Raw genomic sequence first — 15,492 nt, 5'->3', positions numbered from 1 at the left:
CAGGTGCTTATCACGCAAGCCAATTCGACGAATAATGAGTGCCTCCCTCCCCCCGGCCCCCTCCCAACTTCGTTGGGAGGGGGAGAGATTCTACGGGGAGGTGCGTGTCGGCTGCGCCGCCGCGCACCTCCCCGTTAGTTTTTCCCCTGCTCCCCCGCGCGCGGGGGAGCAGGGGCCAGGGGATGAGGGGGCAACCTGGTGGCCAGACTTCAAAATGAGAATTGCTGGGCGTCCACCTCGCAGTATCGAGGCGCTCGAGTCGGCGATCTGTCTCCGCAGACCGAACCAACTATGGCTGATCTATATTACATATTATGTATGTGTTCATTGGTTGGCCATGCTGACATGTTATCACAGCTATATCCCAAGTCTTCTCCTTAAATATCTGGGAAAATACTGCCAAAGTGCTTGTCAGGTGACGAAAAGTGGTATATACTGCCTGCAAGTGTTGAAAAGTGGCAATTGGTGGGTCGTCAATCAAGCTCAGCGTGGCGTTTGAGGCTTCCGGTGGGAGAAACAGAACAAACGTTCGTTGGCGAATTTGAACATAGCCTTGACGAAAAAGGCCGCCTGACCATCCCCCAGGCGTTTCGCGACCGGCTGACCGGCACGCTGTTCATAACACGCGGGCTGGACGGCTGCCTCTTCATACTGCGCACCAGTGAGTTCGAATCGCTGCGCGAAAAGATTCTGAACCTGCCGATCGGCCACAGCGAGGGTCGCACCTTCAGCCGCATGTTCGCCTCCGGCGCCGAGTGCGAGCTCGACCGCCAGGGCCGTATCCTCGTGCCGGCCGGACTGCGCGACTACGCCGGGCTGAACGGCACCGCCATCGTCGTCGGCGTGTTGAATCGCGTGGAAGTCTGGGCCAAAGAACGATGGGCGGCGGAAGTGGCGCGCATGCAGCGCGACAACCAGTTCATCGGCGAGCAAATGACGGGCATGGGCCTCTAGGGTGTCACATGTGGAACACATTCCCGTTCTCCTGGCTGAGGTCATGGATGCGCTGGCTGTCCAGCCGGGCGGCCGCTACATCGACGGCACGCTCGGCGCCGGCGGGCACTCCGGCGTCATACTCGAGCGCTCGGCGCCGTCGGGCCGGCTCCTGGCAATGGACCGGGACCCCGGGGCGCTGGAACTAGCCCGCGCACGCCTGGCGGCATACGCCGAGCGTGTCGTGCTGGTGCATGCCAGTTTTGGCGACCTGGCGGCCGTCGCCCGCCAGTCCGGCTTTGAGCCTGTGGACGGGATCCTGCTCGATCTGGGATTCTCGTCCATGCAGGTGGGCGATGCCACGCGCGGTTTCGCCCTGCAGTCCGATGGTCCGCTCGACATGCGGTTTGACCCGTCGCAGGCGCTCACCGCCGGCGAAATCGTCAACCACTGGTCGGAACGCGAACTGGCCGACCTGATTTACCAGTTCGGAGAGGAACCTGATTCACGCCGCATCGCTCGCGCGATCGTCGCCCGGCGTCCGCTGTACAGCACGGGCGAACTAGCCGCGGTCGTCGCTCGCGCCGTCCGCCACAGGGGAAAGAACCACCCGGCCACCCGCACCTTTCAGGCCCTGCGCATCGCCGTCAACGACGAGTTGGCGATCATTACAGCGGCCCTGCCGCAAGCCGTCGGCCTGTTGCGCGACGGCGGGCGGTTGGCGGTCATCGCCTTCCACTCGCTGGAAGACCGGATCGTCAAGCAGTTCTTGCGGGCGCAACAGGCGGCGGGGACCCTCACGGTCCGCGGCCGCAAGCCGGTAACGGCCTCGGACGAGGAAGTTCGAGCCAACGCGCGCAGCCGCAGCGCCAAACTGCGCGCGGCCGTCAAAGTCGACGGCCCTTTCTCTCCCCCTCCCGAATCCCGGTTTGCGGAGAGGAGCTTTCTATGACCCTAAACACCCGTCGCTATCTGTCGTCACACATCCTGACCGAACGCCCGCGCGTGATATCCGCCGCCGAGTTCAGGCCAAACTGGCGCAACTGGACTCGCTGGGCGCTGACGATCGCGTTCCTGGCGATTGCGGTCATGCTGACGGTGCTTGAGTCGTCAGTCTCGACTGAGACCTCACAGCAGATTGACATTTTGAGGCAGAAGATCGACCAGGCACAGAGCGCAAACCTTCAGCTCACCGTCGATATCGCGGAAATGGAGAAGCCGGCGCGCATCCGTGACCGGGCGTACGCGCTCGGCTTCACGGAGCTCAGCAAGAGCATCAAGCTGGCCGTCCCAGCGGTGGCCGCTGACCCGGCGCCCGAAAGCATGAGCCAGCCCGCGCGCGACGAACGATCGCTCGGCCGCCGGCTATTTGACGGCCTCGTGCAGCGGCTGAAGACCGCCAGGCGGTAGCATAATGGCAAACCAGAACGGTCCCAGACCGTCCGACCTGGCCGGCACCACCAGACGAGCGCAAGTCGTCATGATTGGGCTCGTCACGCTCATCCTCCTGCTGGTCATCCCGCTGTTCGTCTGGCAGATCGTGCGCTTCGACGAGCTCCGTATCGTTGCCAACGACGTGGCCGCGCAGATGCAGCGCAAGGCACCGGTGGCGCGCGGCGCCATCCTGGACCGCAACGGCATGCCGCTGGCGCTGAATACGTGGGCGTTCACCGTGGACGCCTCGCCTTACGCGATGGGCAGTGAGGCCACGCGGCGGCGCACGGCCGAGCATCTCGCCCTGCTGCTGGGCAAGCCGATCGACTTCATCTGGAAGAAGGTGGCCGATCCGAAGGTAACGTGGGTCGTGCTCGACACGGGGGTATCGCTCGCGATCGGCAATCAGATCAAGTCGCGCAACTTGCCGGGCATCGGCTTGCAGTTGACAGCCAGCCGCCAGTACCCGGCAGGCGGCCTGGCCGCGCACGTGCTCGGCTTCGTCGCGGCGCAAGGCGACGGCATCTACGGCCTGGAGAGCTATTACAACAAGCAACTGCACGGCAATGACAGCCAGTGTCTGTCGGACATTGGGTACACTCCGGCGCGGCTCACCCTCGGTGTGCGCGATTTCCAGCCGTCGACCACCGCGTGCGATCTGGTGCTTACGCTCGACTGGGCGATCCAGGATGTGGTGGAACGCGAGTTGACGGCCGGCATCGAACGGACGAAGGCGGCCAGCGGCACGGTGATCGTCATCGAGCCGTCCACCGGGCGGATACTGGCGATGGCATCCCGGCCGGCATACGATCCGAACCGGTTCTTTGAAACAGCCGGCGCACTGCTGAACAATCCGGCGGTATCGATTGACTACGAACCAGGCTCGGTCATCAAGATCATGACCATGGCCGCGGCGCTGGACAGCGGCCAGTTTACGCCCGCCAGCACGATGGTGGACACCGGCGAGATCATCGTCGGCGGCCGCTCCATCCAGAACTGGGATAAGAAGTCGCACGGGCGCGTCAACATGACCGACTGTCTCGCCATGTCTCTTAATGTCTGCTCGGCATACCTGAGCACGAGCATGGGGCCGAACGTCTTCTACAAGTACGCTGAGTTGTTCGGCTTTGGCAAGCCGTCCCGCATCGACGTGGCTAATGAGGCGCAGGGCACCATCCGCGCACCCGGCACGCCCGGCTGGTACGTATCCGACCTCGGCACCAACTCGTTCGGCCAGGGCATGACGGCGACGCCGCTGCAAGTGGCGATGATGGCCGCGGTGATTGCAAATGACGGCGTGCTGATGAAGCCGTATCTGGCCGACACCGTTCTCGGCCAGGGTCAGGCGCGCACCGTCGCGCCGGTGCGCGTGCGCAGCGTGGTGTCCAGCGACACCGCGCACACGCTGGCAGGCATGCTGGCCAACGCACTTGAGAAAGAGAACATTCCGGTGCAGGTTCCCGGAATGCGCGTCGCCGGCAAGACGGGCACGGCCAGCGTGGTGAATCCGGTCACCCAAAGATACGACGAAAACGCAACCATCGCGTCGTTTGTCGGCTGGGCGCCGGTCGAGGCGCCGCGTTTTGTCATGCTCGTCAAGCTGGATCGGCCGCAGACCAGCCAGTACGGTTCCGACACTGCCGGCCCGGTCTTTCGCGAGATTGCCAGGAAGCTCGTCACCATGCTCGATATCGGCAGCAAGGCCGTCAACCGCTAACCGGCATCGCTTTCGAGACCTGATGCTAACGCTGGCCGACGTTGCTGAAGCGCTGACGGGAAAGCGCCCCGCAGCCTGGGCCGCGCACAGCATCGCGGCATGGCACGTCGATTCGCGCCAGTGCGTGCCAGGGTCGGCGTTCGTGGCGTTGCCGGGCGAGCAGACCGACGGCCACCGGCACATCGGCGATGCGCTATCGCGCGGCGCTCAGGTGGTGCTGGCCGAGCGTTCCCGCCTGCCCGAACCACTCGCCGCCGCGCTTATCGACCTGGGTGCCGTGACAACCCAGGCCGTTTTGCAGTTGCCGGCTATCGTGCTGGCACCCAGCAGCCTGCGCGCCTTCCAGGACATCGCGGCCTGGTGGCGCCGGCGATTTGCGCTGCAGGTCATTGGCGTGACCGGCAGCGTGGGCAAGACGATCACGAAAGAAACGATCGCCGCTGTGCTCGGCCGGCGCTTCCGCACGTACAAGAGTGCGGGCAATCTGAACAGCGAGTCGGGTCTGCCGCTGGCGCTGCTGGCGATGGACAGCCGCCCGGAGCGCGCCGTTTTCGAGATGGGCATGTACGATCTCGGCGAGATCACCCGGCTGGCCGAAATTGCGCAACCGCACATCGGCGTTGTGACCAATGTCGGCCCGTCGCACCTCGAGCGGCTCGGCAGCATCGAGCGGATCGCGCAGGCCAAGGCCGAACTGCCGCGCGCGCTGCCTGCCGATGGCTGGGCCGTGCTGAACGGCGACGACCCGCTGGTCAGCCCGATGCGCCACGTTACGGCGGCACGGGTGATAACTTACGGGCTGGACCCGGCCAACGATCTGTGGGCCGGCGACGTCGAGGGGCTTGGGCTTAAGGGCACCCGTTTCTGGGTACACCATGGCTCCACCCGCTTGCACGTTACCGTGCCGCTTCTGGGCCGGCACAGCGTACACACGGCATTGGCCGCCGCAGCCGTCGGGATTGCCGAAGGCATGGACTGGGAAGAGATCATCGGCGGCCTGCAAGACGTGTCGGGCCAACTGCGGCTGGCAGCGGTCGGGGCCATCAACGATGCCACGCTCATCGACGACACGTATAACGCCAGCCCGACGTCCTGCATCGCGGCGCTCAATCTGTTGAGCGAACTGGAAGGCCGCAAGATCGCCGTGCTCGCCGATATGCTGGAACTCGGCGACTACGAGCGCGAGGCGCACGAACTGGTCGGGCGCCGCGCCGCCGAGGTGGCCGATATCGTCGTGGCGGTCGGCAGTCGCGCGCGCACGATCGGCGCATGCGCGATCGACGAGGGTATGGATCGCTCGCGCGTGTACTTCTGCGCCGACAAGACGGCCGCCGTCGCCCTCCTGCGCGAGTTGCTGCAGGCCGGCGATATGGTGCTGGTCAAAGGCTCGCGCGGCATGGCAATGGAAGATGTCGTCACACAACTATCCGTGCATCGTCACCACGGCCACTAAGGCGCGCTGCGCCCCGCCGGAGTCGTTGGCTCGTGTACCATGGCCTACTCGTTAACGCTGGCGACCGTCTCGTTCCTGCTTGCCGTGATCTGGGGCCCGCCTCTGATCCGCCTGTTGCGGCGCAACCGCATCGGACAAACAATCCGGGTCGAGGGCCCCAGCACACACCAATCCAAAATGGGAACGCCGGTGATGGGCGGGCTGATGATCATCGTACCCGTGGTCGTGCTAACGCTGGCGGTCAACCTGGTGCAATTGCTGTCGAGCACGTCGTTCGGTCAGGCGTTGCTGGCCGAACTTGGCATCGCACGGCAAGTGTTCGTCGGGCGGTCGATTGTCGTGCCGCTGTTCGCCCTGCTGGCATTCGGCATCTTCGGCATGGTGGACGATTACCTGGTCGTGCGGCCGCGGGCCAATGGCGTGCGCGGATTGAAAGCGCGGGAGCAATTTCCGCTGCAGATCGCGATCGCCGCAATCATCGCGGGCATTCTTTTTTTCGGCCCGCCACAGTTGAACAGCGTTGCGCTGCCGGGCATCCGAGAGAAGATCGATCTCGGCATCTTCTGGCTGCCGATCGCGATCTTTATCATCGTCGCCAGCGCCAACGCCGTCAATGTGACCGACGGGCTCGACGGGCTGGCCGGCACGACGAGCGCGGTAGCGTTCGCCGCCTACGCCATTATCGCCTACCTGCAGGGGCAGGGCTGGCTGGCGACGTTCTGCTTTATCATGGTCGGCGCCCTGCTGGCGTTCCTGTGGTTTAACGCCTACCCGGCCGAGATGTTTATGGGCGGCACCGGCTCGGTCGCACTGGGCGGCACGCTGGGCACCGTCGCGCTCATGACCGGGCAGTGGCTGCTCTATCCCATTGTGGGCGGCATCTTCGTAGCCGAACTGGGCTGCGTGGTCTTGCAGATCGCGTACTTCAAGCTCACGCGCGGCAAGCGGCTGTTCAAGATGTCGCCGCTGCACAATCACTTCGTGCTGACTGGCTGGAGCGAGACGCACATCACGCAGCGCTTCTGGCTGGCGGGCATCCTGTGCGCGATGGCGGGCATCGCGCTGGCATTGCTGTAATGAGGCGGACGAGCGACCTATGATTGATCTGGCAGGTAAGCGCGCCCTGGTCATGGGACTGGGCATGCACGGCGGTGGTGTCGGTGTGGCGCGCTTTCTGGCCCGGTATGGCGCGCGCGTTACCGTCACCGATCTAAAAAGCGAAGCGGACCTGCGCGAGTCGCTCGACGCGCTGGCCGGACTGCCGATTGACTATGTGCTGGGCGAACACCGGGCATCCGATTTCGCGCAGGCCGATCTGATCGTCCGCAATCCCGGCGTGCCGCGCGAGCACGCACTGCTGCAGGAAGCGCGCGCGCGCGGCGTGCCGATCGAGATGGAGATCGGTCTCTTCCTCCGCGCCTGCCCGGCCCCGATCACCGCGGTGACCGGCACCAAAGGCAAAACGACGACCGCGCTGCTCGTCGGCGAGATCTTCAAGGCGATGGACCCGCGCACCGTTGTCGCCGGCAACCTGCGCGTCTCGGCGCTCGATACACTCGACCAGATCGATGCCACCACACCGGTCGTGCTTGAAATGTCGTCGTGGCAGTGCGAAGGGCTGGCCGATTTGCAGACCAGCCCGCACCGGGCCTGCATCACGAACCTGCATCCCGACCACCTGAACCGGTACGCGAACATGGGCGAGTACGCGGACGCCAAGGCGCTCATCTTCAAGTACCAGCAGCCCGGCGACGTCGTCGTGCTGAACGCCGACCAGAAACAGGGGCGTGAATGGGCCGACCAGGCGCCGGCGCGCGTTGCCTGGTTCAGCCGCACGCAACCGATCGACGGCGTCTATCTGCTCGGCGACGACATCGTGCGCCAGGCGGGCGGACAGGTCGAGGTGATAGCCCGCCGCACTGATTTGCAGCTGCCCGGCGACCACAACGTGGAAAACGCGCTGGCCGCAGTTGCGCTCGCACTCGATGCGGGCGCCAGCCCGGCGCAGATTCAGCCCGCGCTGCGCGCGTTCCACGGCGTGCCGCACCGCATGGAGCTGGTCCGCGAGTTGAACGGCGTGCGCTGGATCAATGACTCGACAGCCACCGCCCCGGCGGCGGCGATCGCGGCGCTCAAGGCCGTGGGCGAAAACATCATCTGGATCGGCGGCGGCTCGGACAAGAAGCTGGACTTCGAAGCGCTCGGCCGCTCCCTTTCGGTGCGCGCCAAGCTCATGTTGCTGCTTGAAGGCGAAGCACACTACATGCTCGACTCCATGATTCGCTTCGGCGGCGGCGGGACGCGCATTCTCGGACGGTACAAGGCGCTGGCCGATGCCGTGCAGGACGCGTTCGCCGTGGCACAGCCCGGGGACACCGTCTTGTTCTCGCCGGCCTGCGCGTCGTTTGGCATGTTCCAGAACGAGTTTGATCGTGGCGATCAGTTCCGTGCGCTGGTAATGGGCCTGGGCCAGGAGTGAACACGATGCCATCCCGCTTGCCATTCGGCATCCGCCTAAACTTTGACCGCTGGTTACTGATCTTTGTGTTCGCGCTGATCGCCATCGGCGTGCCCACGGTATACAGTTCAAGCCACCAGTGGGCGTATAGCGCATACGACGACGCGATGTTCTTTCTGAAGCGCCAAATGATGTGGGCCGTCATCGGAACCGTCGGCATGCTCATGGCCAGCCAGTTTCCGTACGCAAAGTTACAGCGGCTGTCGGTACCGCTGGCGCTGGGCATCATGTTCATCCTGCTGCTGGTGCTCGTGTTTGGCGCGCTGACCAATGGCGCGCGCCGCTGGTTGACCGATAACGCATCGATACAGCCCAGCGAGTGGGCCAAACTGATCGTCATCATCTATGTTAGTCACTGGCTGACCAAGCGCCATAGCCGGCTGAACACTATCGTCGATGGCTTTATTCCATTCCTGTTCATCATCGGCGTGAGCGCCGGCTTGATCGCCTTGCAGCCCGACCTGAGCACCAGTATCGTGATCGTGACCACGGCCATGGGCATGTTCTTCATCGCCGGCGCCCCCCTGTCGCAGTTTGGCACCCTGGGCGGTATCATGGCGGCGCTGGTCTTCGCGCTGCTGGTGTCCGAGCCGTGGCGCGTGGCGCGCTTCATGCGGTTCCTGGAACCACTGAAAGACCGCACGGGCGACGGCTACCAGATCTACCAGATGCTGATCGCCCTGAGCAACGGCGGTCTGACCGGCAACGGCTTTGGCACGCTCTCCAAGACGGTGGAATACCTGCCGGCATCGCACACTGACGCGATCTTCGCCGTCATCGGCAACGACTTCGGATTCGTCGGCTGCGCGGTCATCGTCGTGCTGTTTGCGTTCCTGACGTGGCGCTGCATGACGATCGCCCTGAACGCGCCGGATCTGTTTGGACGGCTGCTGGGTATGGGCATCGCGCTCTGGATCGGCGTGCAGGCGCTGCTGAACATCGCGAGTGCCACGTCGACCGTGCCGTTCACCGGCATTCCGCTGCCGTTTATCTCGCTCGGCGGGTCGGCGCTCGTCGCGGAGATGACCGGAATCGGCATCCTGCTCAATATTGCGCTGTCGGCCCCGCGGGTACACCAGCCGAACGCGCGTATGGCGGCATCGGTGGGCCGGCCGGCCGCCCCGGCACACGCGGAGTGAGCCACGCGGCGGGGCCGCGCCGCGTCATGCTGTGCGGCGGCGGCACCGGCGGGCATGTGTACCCGCTGCTGGCCGTGCGCGCCGTCATGCCCGGCACGCAATGGCTGTTTGTCGGCGGATCCGGCGTCGAGCAGGAGTTGACCGCCCGCGAGAAGCTGCCGTACCAGGCGATCAGCGGCGGCGGACTGCACGGTGTGGGCTGGCGGCAGGCGGCGCCGAACGCGTTGCGCCTGGCGGCCGGCTTCGGGCAGGCAATCGGCGTCATCCGACGCTTCCGGCCCGATGCGATACTGGCTACCGGTGGCTTCATCACCGTGCCGATCGCCTGCGCCGCGCGCATGCTCGGCGTGCCGCTCGTGGTGTACCTGCCGGATATTGAGCCGGCGCTGTCGGTGCGGGTGCTCGGGCGGCTGGCCACGCGCGTGGCGGCCACCGCCGGCGAATCGCAGGCGTATTTTGCGCCGCGCAAGTTCGTCGTCACCGGCTACCCGTTGCGGCCCGAACTGCTGGCCGCCGCCGGACGGCCGCGCAGCGTGGCACGGCAGGCCTTTGGCGCGGCGGACGATTCGCTGGTTGTGCTGGTCTTTGGCGGTTCGCGTGGCGCGCGCAGTCTGAATCGCGCGGTGATCGCGAACGCGGCCCGGCTGTTGGAGCGCGTCGAGATCATCCACATCAGCGGCAGCGGTGACTGGCCGGCAGTGGAAGCAGCGCACGCGGCGCTGACGGAAGCGCAGCGCCGTCGTTATCATATATACTCTTATCTGCATGCGGAGATGGGCGACGCGCTGGCCGCCGCAGACCTTGTGGTCTCGCGGGCCGGGGCGTCGGTGCTGGGGGAGTTTCCGTTGTTTGGGCTCCCGGCCGTGCTGGCGCCCTACCCGCATGCCTGGCGGTACCAGAAAGTCAATGCCGACTATCTGGCGAAGCATGGTGCAGCGGTCATCGTGCGCGATGAGCAACTGGGCGACGAGTTGTCGCCCGTGGTCGAACGGCTGGCCGGTGATCCGGCCGCGCTTGACGCAATGCGGCGTCAGGCGCGGTCGCTGGCCCGTCCCGATGCGGCCGCGCAGATCGCGCAGGTCACGCAGGCGTGCATGCGGCGAGCATAGATCGGCATACGATGCTGGCGAGCTTCAATCGAATTCACTTTATCGGCATTGGCGGCGCGGGTCTGTCGGCCATTGCCCGGACGCTGGTCGAGCAGGGCAAGCAGGTCAGCGGCTCGGACCAGGCGGCCAGCGCGCAGACGACCGCCCTGGCGGCGCTGGGCGCGCGCATCAGCATCGGCCAGCGCGCCGAGAACCTGGCGGACGCCGAACTGGTCGTCATATCGTCGGCGGTGCGCGAGAACAACCCGGAACTGGCGGCGGCGCGCGCGGCAGGACTGCCCGTCATCAAGCGCGATGCGCTGCTGGCGGAGATGATGCAGGCGCGCGAGGCGATTGCCATCGCCGGGACGCACGGCAAGACGACGACGACCGCCATGACGGCGTTCTGTCTCAGCGAGCTGGGACTCGATCCGACATTCATCGTCGGCGGCGTGATGACCAATTACGGGACCAACGCGCGCTTCGGGCGCGGCCCACATTTCGTGATCGAAGCCGACGAGTACGATCACATGTTCCTGGGGCTGAAGCCCCGCCACGGCGTGGTGACCAACATCGAGTTTGATCATCCAGACTGCTTCGCCGACGAGGCCGCCATGGTGCGCGACTTCCGGCAATTCGTGACGCTGCCGAGCATCGCGCAGGCGCACGGCGCGGTCATCGTCTGCGGCGACTCGCACAATGCGCGGGCGCTGCGGGCCGTGGCGCCCGATGCGCGCTCGTACGGCTTTGCCGACTACAACGACTACCGCATTGTCGACCCGCAGGTGCACGCCGGGCAGGGCGTTGAATACGTCGTCTCCCACGACCGCCGCTCGATCGCGGTGGTACGGCTGGGCATACCCGGCCGGCACAACATGCTCAATGCGTGCGCCGTCGTTGCGCTGTTCGACCGGCTGCGATTGGACATGCCGGCTGCGGTCGACGCGCTGGCGCGTTTCCGCGGCACGCAGCGCCGGTTCGAGGTGCGCGGCGAGGCCGGTGGCATCACCATCGTGGACGATTACGCGCATCACCCGACGGAGATTCGGGCGACCCTGTCGGCCGCGCGCGAGCGTTACGCGGGCCGCCGCGTCTGGGCTGTTTTTCAGCCGCACACGTACTCGCGCACGCGCGCGTTGCTGGACGAGTTTGCCGGCGCATTCGCGCAGGCCGATGCGGTGATCATCACGGAGATCTTCCCCTCACGCGAGGTGGACACACTGGGCGTCAGCGGCCGCGACATCGTGGCGCGCATGCGGCATCCGGCCGCGCAGTTTGCGCCAACGCTGGCCGCCGCCGAGACGGCCCTGCGCGCGGCGTGGCGTCCCGGCGACGTGCTGCTGCTGCTGGGAGCGGGGGATATCAACACATTAAGCGGACGCCTGCTGAACGGACTGGCGGGCACGGCGGTTTCAGAGCCGGCGCCGCTTGCGCATGGAGCGCAATCTTGAAAGCGGCGCGGGCGCCCGGCGAAGGGACCGCCCAAGGAGCAGAACATGTCCACAGTGTTTAGTGCGCGCAACCTGCTGTACTGGTGGGTGTTTCTTACGTCGTTCATATTTCTGAAGACACCGGCGACCGACCTGGCGAAGAACCTGCGCAACAACCAGATGTTTGCGCAGGGCGCCTTCCCATTCAGCATTGCCGAGGGCTTCACCCGCTGGTTCGATGACCGCGCCACGCAGATCATCAAGGCGTTCCAGTTCGATCCAAACGTGGTCGTCGTCAAAACGGGCAACACACTGATTCTGGACGGCTACCGTGTCGGCTTCCTGCTGATCCTGGTATTCCTGTTGCTGGCGGTCCGCTACTACATGCGCGCGCTCAACTCGCCGAACATATACGATGACCTGCTGGCGCTGGTCATCTGCTTCTTCGTCTACCATCTGATCGGTCAAACCCTGCGGATTATCAAAATGGGGCCGATCGGACCGGCGGGGGTCGGCGTGACGCTTGGCGACCAGATGATAAATGAACGGTCAAACTGGGTTTGGCTGCTGGGGCTCGTCATACTCGGCATGGCGATCGGCGGGCGGGGCTGGGCCGATGCCAAGGTTTTCTGGCGTGGCGTGATCGAGTTGTTCGGCGTCTGGCTGTTCTTCATCCCACAGTCGGCCGCCGGCGGCTTTGCCAACCTCTTGGACTGGATGGTCGGGTTCGGCGTCGCAATTACCGATCCGAAGAATACGCTCTGGACGCTGGGCTGGGCGCTGGCCGGGTTGGCCACGGCGATCAACCGGATATACACGGCGCAGGGCGGCGGCAGCCCCGGCGGACCGCCGGCTAAGTCCCTGGGCGGGTTGATTGGCAGCCTGGGCAAGGGCAAGCCCAAGGGTGCGTAACCGCATGAACGCAGCCGCGCTGGCCGAGCAGATCGGTGCGCCGGTCCGAAGCGACGAGCCGCTGGCGCGTCACTGCTCGTGGCGTGTCGGGGGCCCTGCCGAGTTCTTCGTGGCCGCCGGCAGCGTCGCCGTGCTGAAGCGCGCCGTGCTGGCTGCGCGGGCCGCGGGCATCGGCTATCGGGTGCTGGGTCGCGGGACGAATGTGCTGGTCTCCGATCGCGGCCTGCGCGGACTGGTCATCGCCGCCGAATGCGATGGCTACGAATTAGCCGAGCGCGACGATGTCGCCACGTTGTACGCCGAGACCGGCGGATCGCTGCCGCAACTGGCGAACACGGTCTCGCGCCGAGGCTGGGCCGGTCTCGAATGGGCGGTCGGCATTCCGAGCGCGATTGGCGCCGCCGTAGTAAACAACTGCGGCGCACATGGCGCATGCATGGCTGACTGCGTCGTGAGCGCCACCGTGCTGGACGGCGCGGGCGCGGAACGTACCCTGGACACAGCGGCGCTCGGCTTTGGTTACCGCACGAGCCGCTTCAAGGGCCGGCAAGACGAAATCGTGCTCGCGGCGACCATGAAGTTAGTGCGCGAAGCGCCCGAAGCCGTGATCGAGCGACTGCGCAAGCACAACGAGTACCGCCGCGCCACGCAACCGCCGGAACCGAGCGCGGGGTCGGTGTTCAAGAACCCGCCGGGCGACTACGCGGGACGGCTGATCGACGCCGCCGGGCTGAAAGGCGCGCGCGTGGGCGGCGCGCTCGTATCGCCGGTACACGCCAACTTCTTTGTCAATGCGGGCGGCGCGACCGCCGGCGACCTGCTAACGCTGATCCGGCTGGTGCAGGTACGAGTGCGCGAACGCTTCGGCGTCACACTGGAAACCGAAATCGAGCTGCTCGGCGAGTGGCAGGCACAGGCAAGCGGCGCATGAAACGCAAACTGCGGGTGGGTATATTGTTTGGCGGCAAGTCTGGCGAGCACGAAGTCTCGCTGGCCTCGGCCCAGTCTGCATTGGACGCGCTCGACCGGCGTAAGTTCGAACCGGTACTGATCGGCATCGACAAACAAGGACGCTGGCTGTCGGGCGGCAGGGCGCTTCGCCAGTTGACGGGAGGCGTCGGCGACGATGCGGCGGCACATAGCAACGGCAATGACGCCATCGACGACAAAGCGGTCGTCGCGCGGGAGGCGAAGAGCGCATCAATGACGCTGCGACCTTCGCCGCTGCGCGAGGTGGACGTCGTCTTCCCCATCCTGCACGGGCCGCTCGGCGAGGACGGCACGGTGCAGGGCATGCTGGAGATGGCCGACATACCCTACGTCGGCGCGGGCGTGGCGGCCTCGGCAGTCGGCATGGACAAGGAACTGCTGAAGACCATCTTCATGGCGCACCAACTGCCGATCGCGCCGTTTGCCGTCGTCCGCCGCCGCGATTGGGAGCGCGATGCCGATGGCGCCATCGCGCGGACCGAGGCGCAGTTGCCCTACCCGCTGTTCGTCAAGCCCGCAAACATGGGCTCGAGCGTGGGCATCAGCAAAGCAGCCGACCGCGACGGGTTGCGGCGCGGCATCGAGGCGGCGAGCATTTACGATCGCAAGATCATCATCGAACAGGGGCTGAATGTGCGCGAGGTCGAATGCGCCGTGCTCGGTAACGACGAGCCGGTCGTATCCGTGGTCGGGGAAATCCGCACCCGCCGGCGCGACTTTTACGACTATATCGCCAAATATACCGACGGCGAAGCCGACTTGATCATTCCGGCCGACCTCCCCGCCGAGACCGCCGACGGCGTGCGCGCGCTGGCAGCGCGCGCCTACCGCGCGATCGATTGCGCCGGCATGGCGCGCGCCGATTTCTTCATCGAGCGCGAAACCGGCAAGGTATACCTGAACGAGTTGAACACCATTCCGGGTTTCACACGCTTCTCGATGTACCCGAAACTGTGGGAAGCGTCCGGCGTCAGCTATGGCGAACTGGTCGATCGCCTGATCATGCTGGCGCTCGAGCGGTACGCCGACAAGAAACGGTCGCAACTCTAATGAACCCGCCCGAACCGCAGACCCCGCGCGCGCCGCGCAAACCGCCGCGCCGCGCCAAGCAGTCGCAAGCGCGCCCCACGCTGCGCCACCGCTTTCAGAACCGGCTGGCCGTCGCGCGGCCGCACATGGTTCTGGACAGCGCCCGCCGGGTGCGCTGGGACGGCATGGCGCTCATGGCCGGGTGTCTGCTGCTGCTGTATGCGTTCGGCATGAACGATCTGTTCTACGTCGGCCGCGTCGAGGTGGACGGCAATCGGCTGGCAGCGACGGATACCATTATCGCGAAGGCCGGCATTCGCAACTACAGCGTCTTCTTTCTACAGTACAGCGAGATCGAGCGCCAGGTACGCGAACTGTCCGGCGTGCGCGACGCCGACGCCTGGCTGGAGTTTCCAAACACCGTCCACATCCGTGTCAGCGAGCGCATGCCCGTGGTGGCATGGGACAACGGGCGCGGAACGGTATGGGCGGATGAGGCCGGCGCGCTGTATGCGCAGGGCGCCATCCCGCCCGAACTGGTCGTCGTCCGCGATTTGGATGGCGCTACCCGCACGCGCCTCGACGTGAAGCTGATTGGCGCGATCAAGGCGGTCAATACCGCGCTGCCGTCCATTAGGCGCATGGAGTACTCGGACGCGCGGGGCCTGGCGTTTAACGAGGAGCACGGCTGGAAGGTGCTGTTTGGCGAAGCAACGCAGATCAACGCGAAGCTCGCCATGCTGCAATCCCTGAGCGCGCATCTGCTGGCGCAAAAGATCGATCCGGAATACGTAGACGTACGACTGCCGGATCGCGCATTCTACAAGGCGCGGTGAGCGCCCCGCGGCA

Annotated in this window: 14 protein-coding genes; all 14 read left to right on the top strand. The window is 65.6% G+C overall.

Annotated elements, in window-relative coordinates; translation table 11 throughout:
• Nucleotides 1-507: 507 nt before the first annotated feature.
• The 14 genes from mraZ to HZB53_14975 are packed head-to-tail and all read left to right on the top strand — an operon-like array spanning nucleotide 508 to nucleotide 15,479.
• Nucleotides 508-954: a division/cell wall cluster transcriptional repressor MraZ gene (gene mraZ, locus HZB53_15040; GenBank protein ID MBI5878964.1), complete on the top strand. Its 447-nt coding sequence runs from the start codon at nucleotides 508-510 to the stop codon at nucleotides 952-954.
• 43 nt (nucleotides 955-997) lie between these two features.
• Nucleotides 998-1,885: a 16S rRNA (cytosine(1402)-N(4))-methyltransferase RsmH gene (gene rsmH, locus HZB53_15035; protein MBI5878963.1), complete on the top strand. Its 888-nt coding sequence runs from the start codon at nucleotides 998-1,000 to the stop codon at nucleotides 1,883-1,885.
• Nucleotides 1,882-2,343, top strand: coding sequence for a hypothetical protein (locus HZB53_15030; GenBank protein ID MBI5878962.1), 462 nt, complete (start codon nucleotides 1,882-1,884; stop codon nucleotides 2,341-2,343). The genes rsmH and HZB53_15030 overlap by 4 nt, the downstream gene beginning before the upstream one ends.
• Nucleotides 2,344-2,347: 4 nt before the next feature.
• Nucleotides 2,348-4,084, top strand: coding sequence for a penicillin-binding protein 2 (locus tag HZB53_15025; protein MBI5878961.1), 1,737 nt, complete (start codon nucleotides 2,348-2,350; stop codon nucleotides 4,082-4,084).
• A 22-nt stretch (nucleotides 4,085-4,106) separates the two neighbouring features.
• Entirely contained in the window at nucleotides 4,107-5,537 is a 1,431-nt protein-coding gene (locus HZB53_15020) for a UDP-N-acetylmuramoyl-tripeptide--D-alanyl-D-alanine ligase (GenBank protein ID MBI5878960.1), read from the top strand.
• A 39-nt stretch (nucleotides 5,538-5,576) separates the two neighbouring features.
• Nucleotides 5,577-6,614, top strand: coding sequence for a phospho-N-acetylmuramoyl-pentapeptide-transferase (locus HZB53_15015; GenBank protein MBI5878959.1), 1,038 nt, complete (start codon nucleotides 5,577-5,579; stop codon nucleotides 6,612-6,614).
• Nucleotides 6,615-6,636: 22 nt separating this feature from the next.
• Nucleotides 6,637-8,016: a UDP-N-acetylmuramoyl-L-alanine--D-glutamate ligase gene (gene murD / locus HZB53_15010; GenBank protein MBI5878958.1), complete on the top strand. Its 1,380-nt coding sequence runs from the start codon at nucleotides 6,637-6,639 to the stop codon at nucleotides 8,014-8,016.
• Between the two features lie 5 nt (nucleotides 8,017-8,021).
• Nucleotides 8,022-9,194: a cell division protein FtsW gene (locus HZB53_15005; GenBank protein ID MBI5878957.1), complete on the top strand. Its 1,173-nt coding sequence runs from the start codon at nucleotides 8,022-8,024 to the stop codon at nucleotides 9,192-9,194.
• A 26-nt stretch (nucleotides 9,195-9,220) separates the two neighbouring features.
• A complete protein-coding gene (locus tag HZB53_15000) occupies nucleotides 9,221-10,303 on the top strand; it encodes a UDP-N-acetylglucosamine--N-acetylmuramyl-(pentapeptide) pyrophosphoryl-undecaprenol N-acetylglucosamine transferase (GenBank protein MBI5878956.1) in 1,083 nt (360 codons plus the stop codon).
• Between the two features lie 11 nt (nucleotides 10,304-10,314).
• Nucleotides 10,315-11,733, top strand: a complete 1,419-nt coding sequence (murC, locus tag HZB53_14995; protein MBI5878955.1) for a UDP-N-acetylmuramate--L-alanine ligase — start codon at nucleotides 10,315-10,317, stop codon at nucleotides 11,731-11,733.
• Between the two features lie 45 nt (nucleotides 11,734-11,778).
• Nucleotides 11,779-12,624: a hypothetical protein gene (locus HZB53_14990; GenBank protein MBI5878954.1), complete on the top strand. Its 846-nt coding sequence runs from the start codon at nucleotides 11,779-11,781 to the stop codon at nucleotides 12,622-12,624.
• 4 nt (nucleotides 12,625-12,628) lie between these two features.
• The gene (gene murB, locus HZB53_14985) at nucleotides 12,629-13,555 is read left to right on the top strand and encodes a UDP-N-acetylmuramate dehydrogenase (protein ID MBI5878953.1); all 927 of its coding nucleotides are present in this window, start codon (nucleotides 12,629-12,631) and stop codon (nucleotides 13,553-13,555) included.
• Nucleotides 13,552-14,664: a D-alanine--D-alanine ligase gene (locus HZB53_14980; GenBank protein MBI5878952.1), complete on the top strand. Its 1,113-nt coding sequence runs from the start codon at nucleotides 13,552-13,554 to the stop codon at nucleotides 14,662-14,664. Before murB ends, HZB53_14980 begins: the two co-directional genes overlap by 4 nt.
• On the top strand, nucleotides 14,664-15,479 hold the full coding sequence (locus tag HZB53_14975) for an FtsQ-type POTRA domain-containing protein (GenBank protein MBI5878951.1): 816 nt from the start codon (nucleotides 14,664-14,666) through the stop codon (nucleotides 15,477-15,479). The genes HZB53_14980 and HZB53_14975 overlap by 1 nt, the downstream gene beginning before the upstream one ends.
• Nucleotides 15,480-15,492 lie beyond the last annotated feature (13 nt).

The sequence above is a fragment of the Chloroflexota bacterium genome (genome assembly GCA_016235055.1).
In the GTDB taxonomy this organism is placed as follows: domain Bacteria; phylum Chloroflexota; class Anaerolineae; order JACRMK01; family JACRMK01; genus JACRMK01.
This window is presented reverse-complemented; position numbering and strand designations above follow the sequence as displayed.

Coding starts and splice junctions, on each gene's coding strand:
- murC (MBI5878955.1), top strand. CDS start 10,315: ATGCTGGCGAGCTTCAATCGAATTCACTTTATCGGCATTGGCGGCGCG.
- HZB53_15005 (MBI5878957.1), top strand. CDS start 8,022: ATGCCATCCCGCTTGCCATTCGGCATCCGCCTAAACTTTGACCGCTGG.
- HZB53_15020 (MBI5878960.1), top strand. CDS start 4,107: ATGCTAACGCTGGCCGACGTTGCTGAAGCGCTGACGGGAAAGCGCCCC.
- HZB53_15030 (MBI5878962.1), top strand. CDS start 1,882: ATGACCCTAAACACCCGTCGCTATCTGTCGTCACACATCCTGACCGAA.
- murB (MBI5878953.1), top strand. CDS start 12,629: ATGAACGCAGCCGCGCTGGCCGAGCAGATCGGTGCGCCGGTCCGAAGC.
- HZB53_14990 (MBI5878954.1), top strand. CDS start 11,779: ATGTCCACAGTGTTTAGTGCGCGCAACCTGCTGTACTGGTGGGTGTTT.
- HZB53_14980 (MBI5878952.1), top strand. CDS start 13,552: ATGAAACGCAAACTGCGGGTGGGTATATTGTTTGGCGGCAAGTCTGGC.
- HZB53_14975 (MBI5878951.1), top strand. CDS start 14,664: ATGAACCCGCCCGAACCGCAGACCCCGCGCGCGCCGCGCAAACCGCCG.
- HZB53_15025 (MBI5878961.1), top strand. CDS start 2,348: ATGGCAAACCAGAACGGTCCCAGACCGTCCGACCTGGCCGGCACCACC.
- rsmH (MBI5878963.1), top strand. CDS start 998: ATGGATGCGCTGGCTGTCCAGCCGGGCGGCCGCTACATCGACGGCACG.
- HZB53_15000 (MBI5878956.1), top strand. CDS start 9,221: ATGCTGTGCGGCGGCGGCACCGGCGGGCATGTGTACCCGCTGCTGGCC.
- HZB53_15015 (MBI5878959.1), top strand. CDS start 5,577: ATGGCCTACTCGTTAACGCTGGCGACCGTCTCGTTCCTGCTTGCCGTG.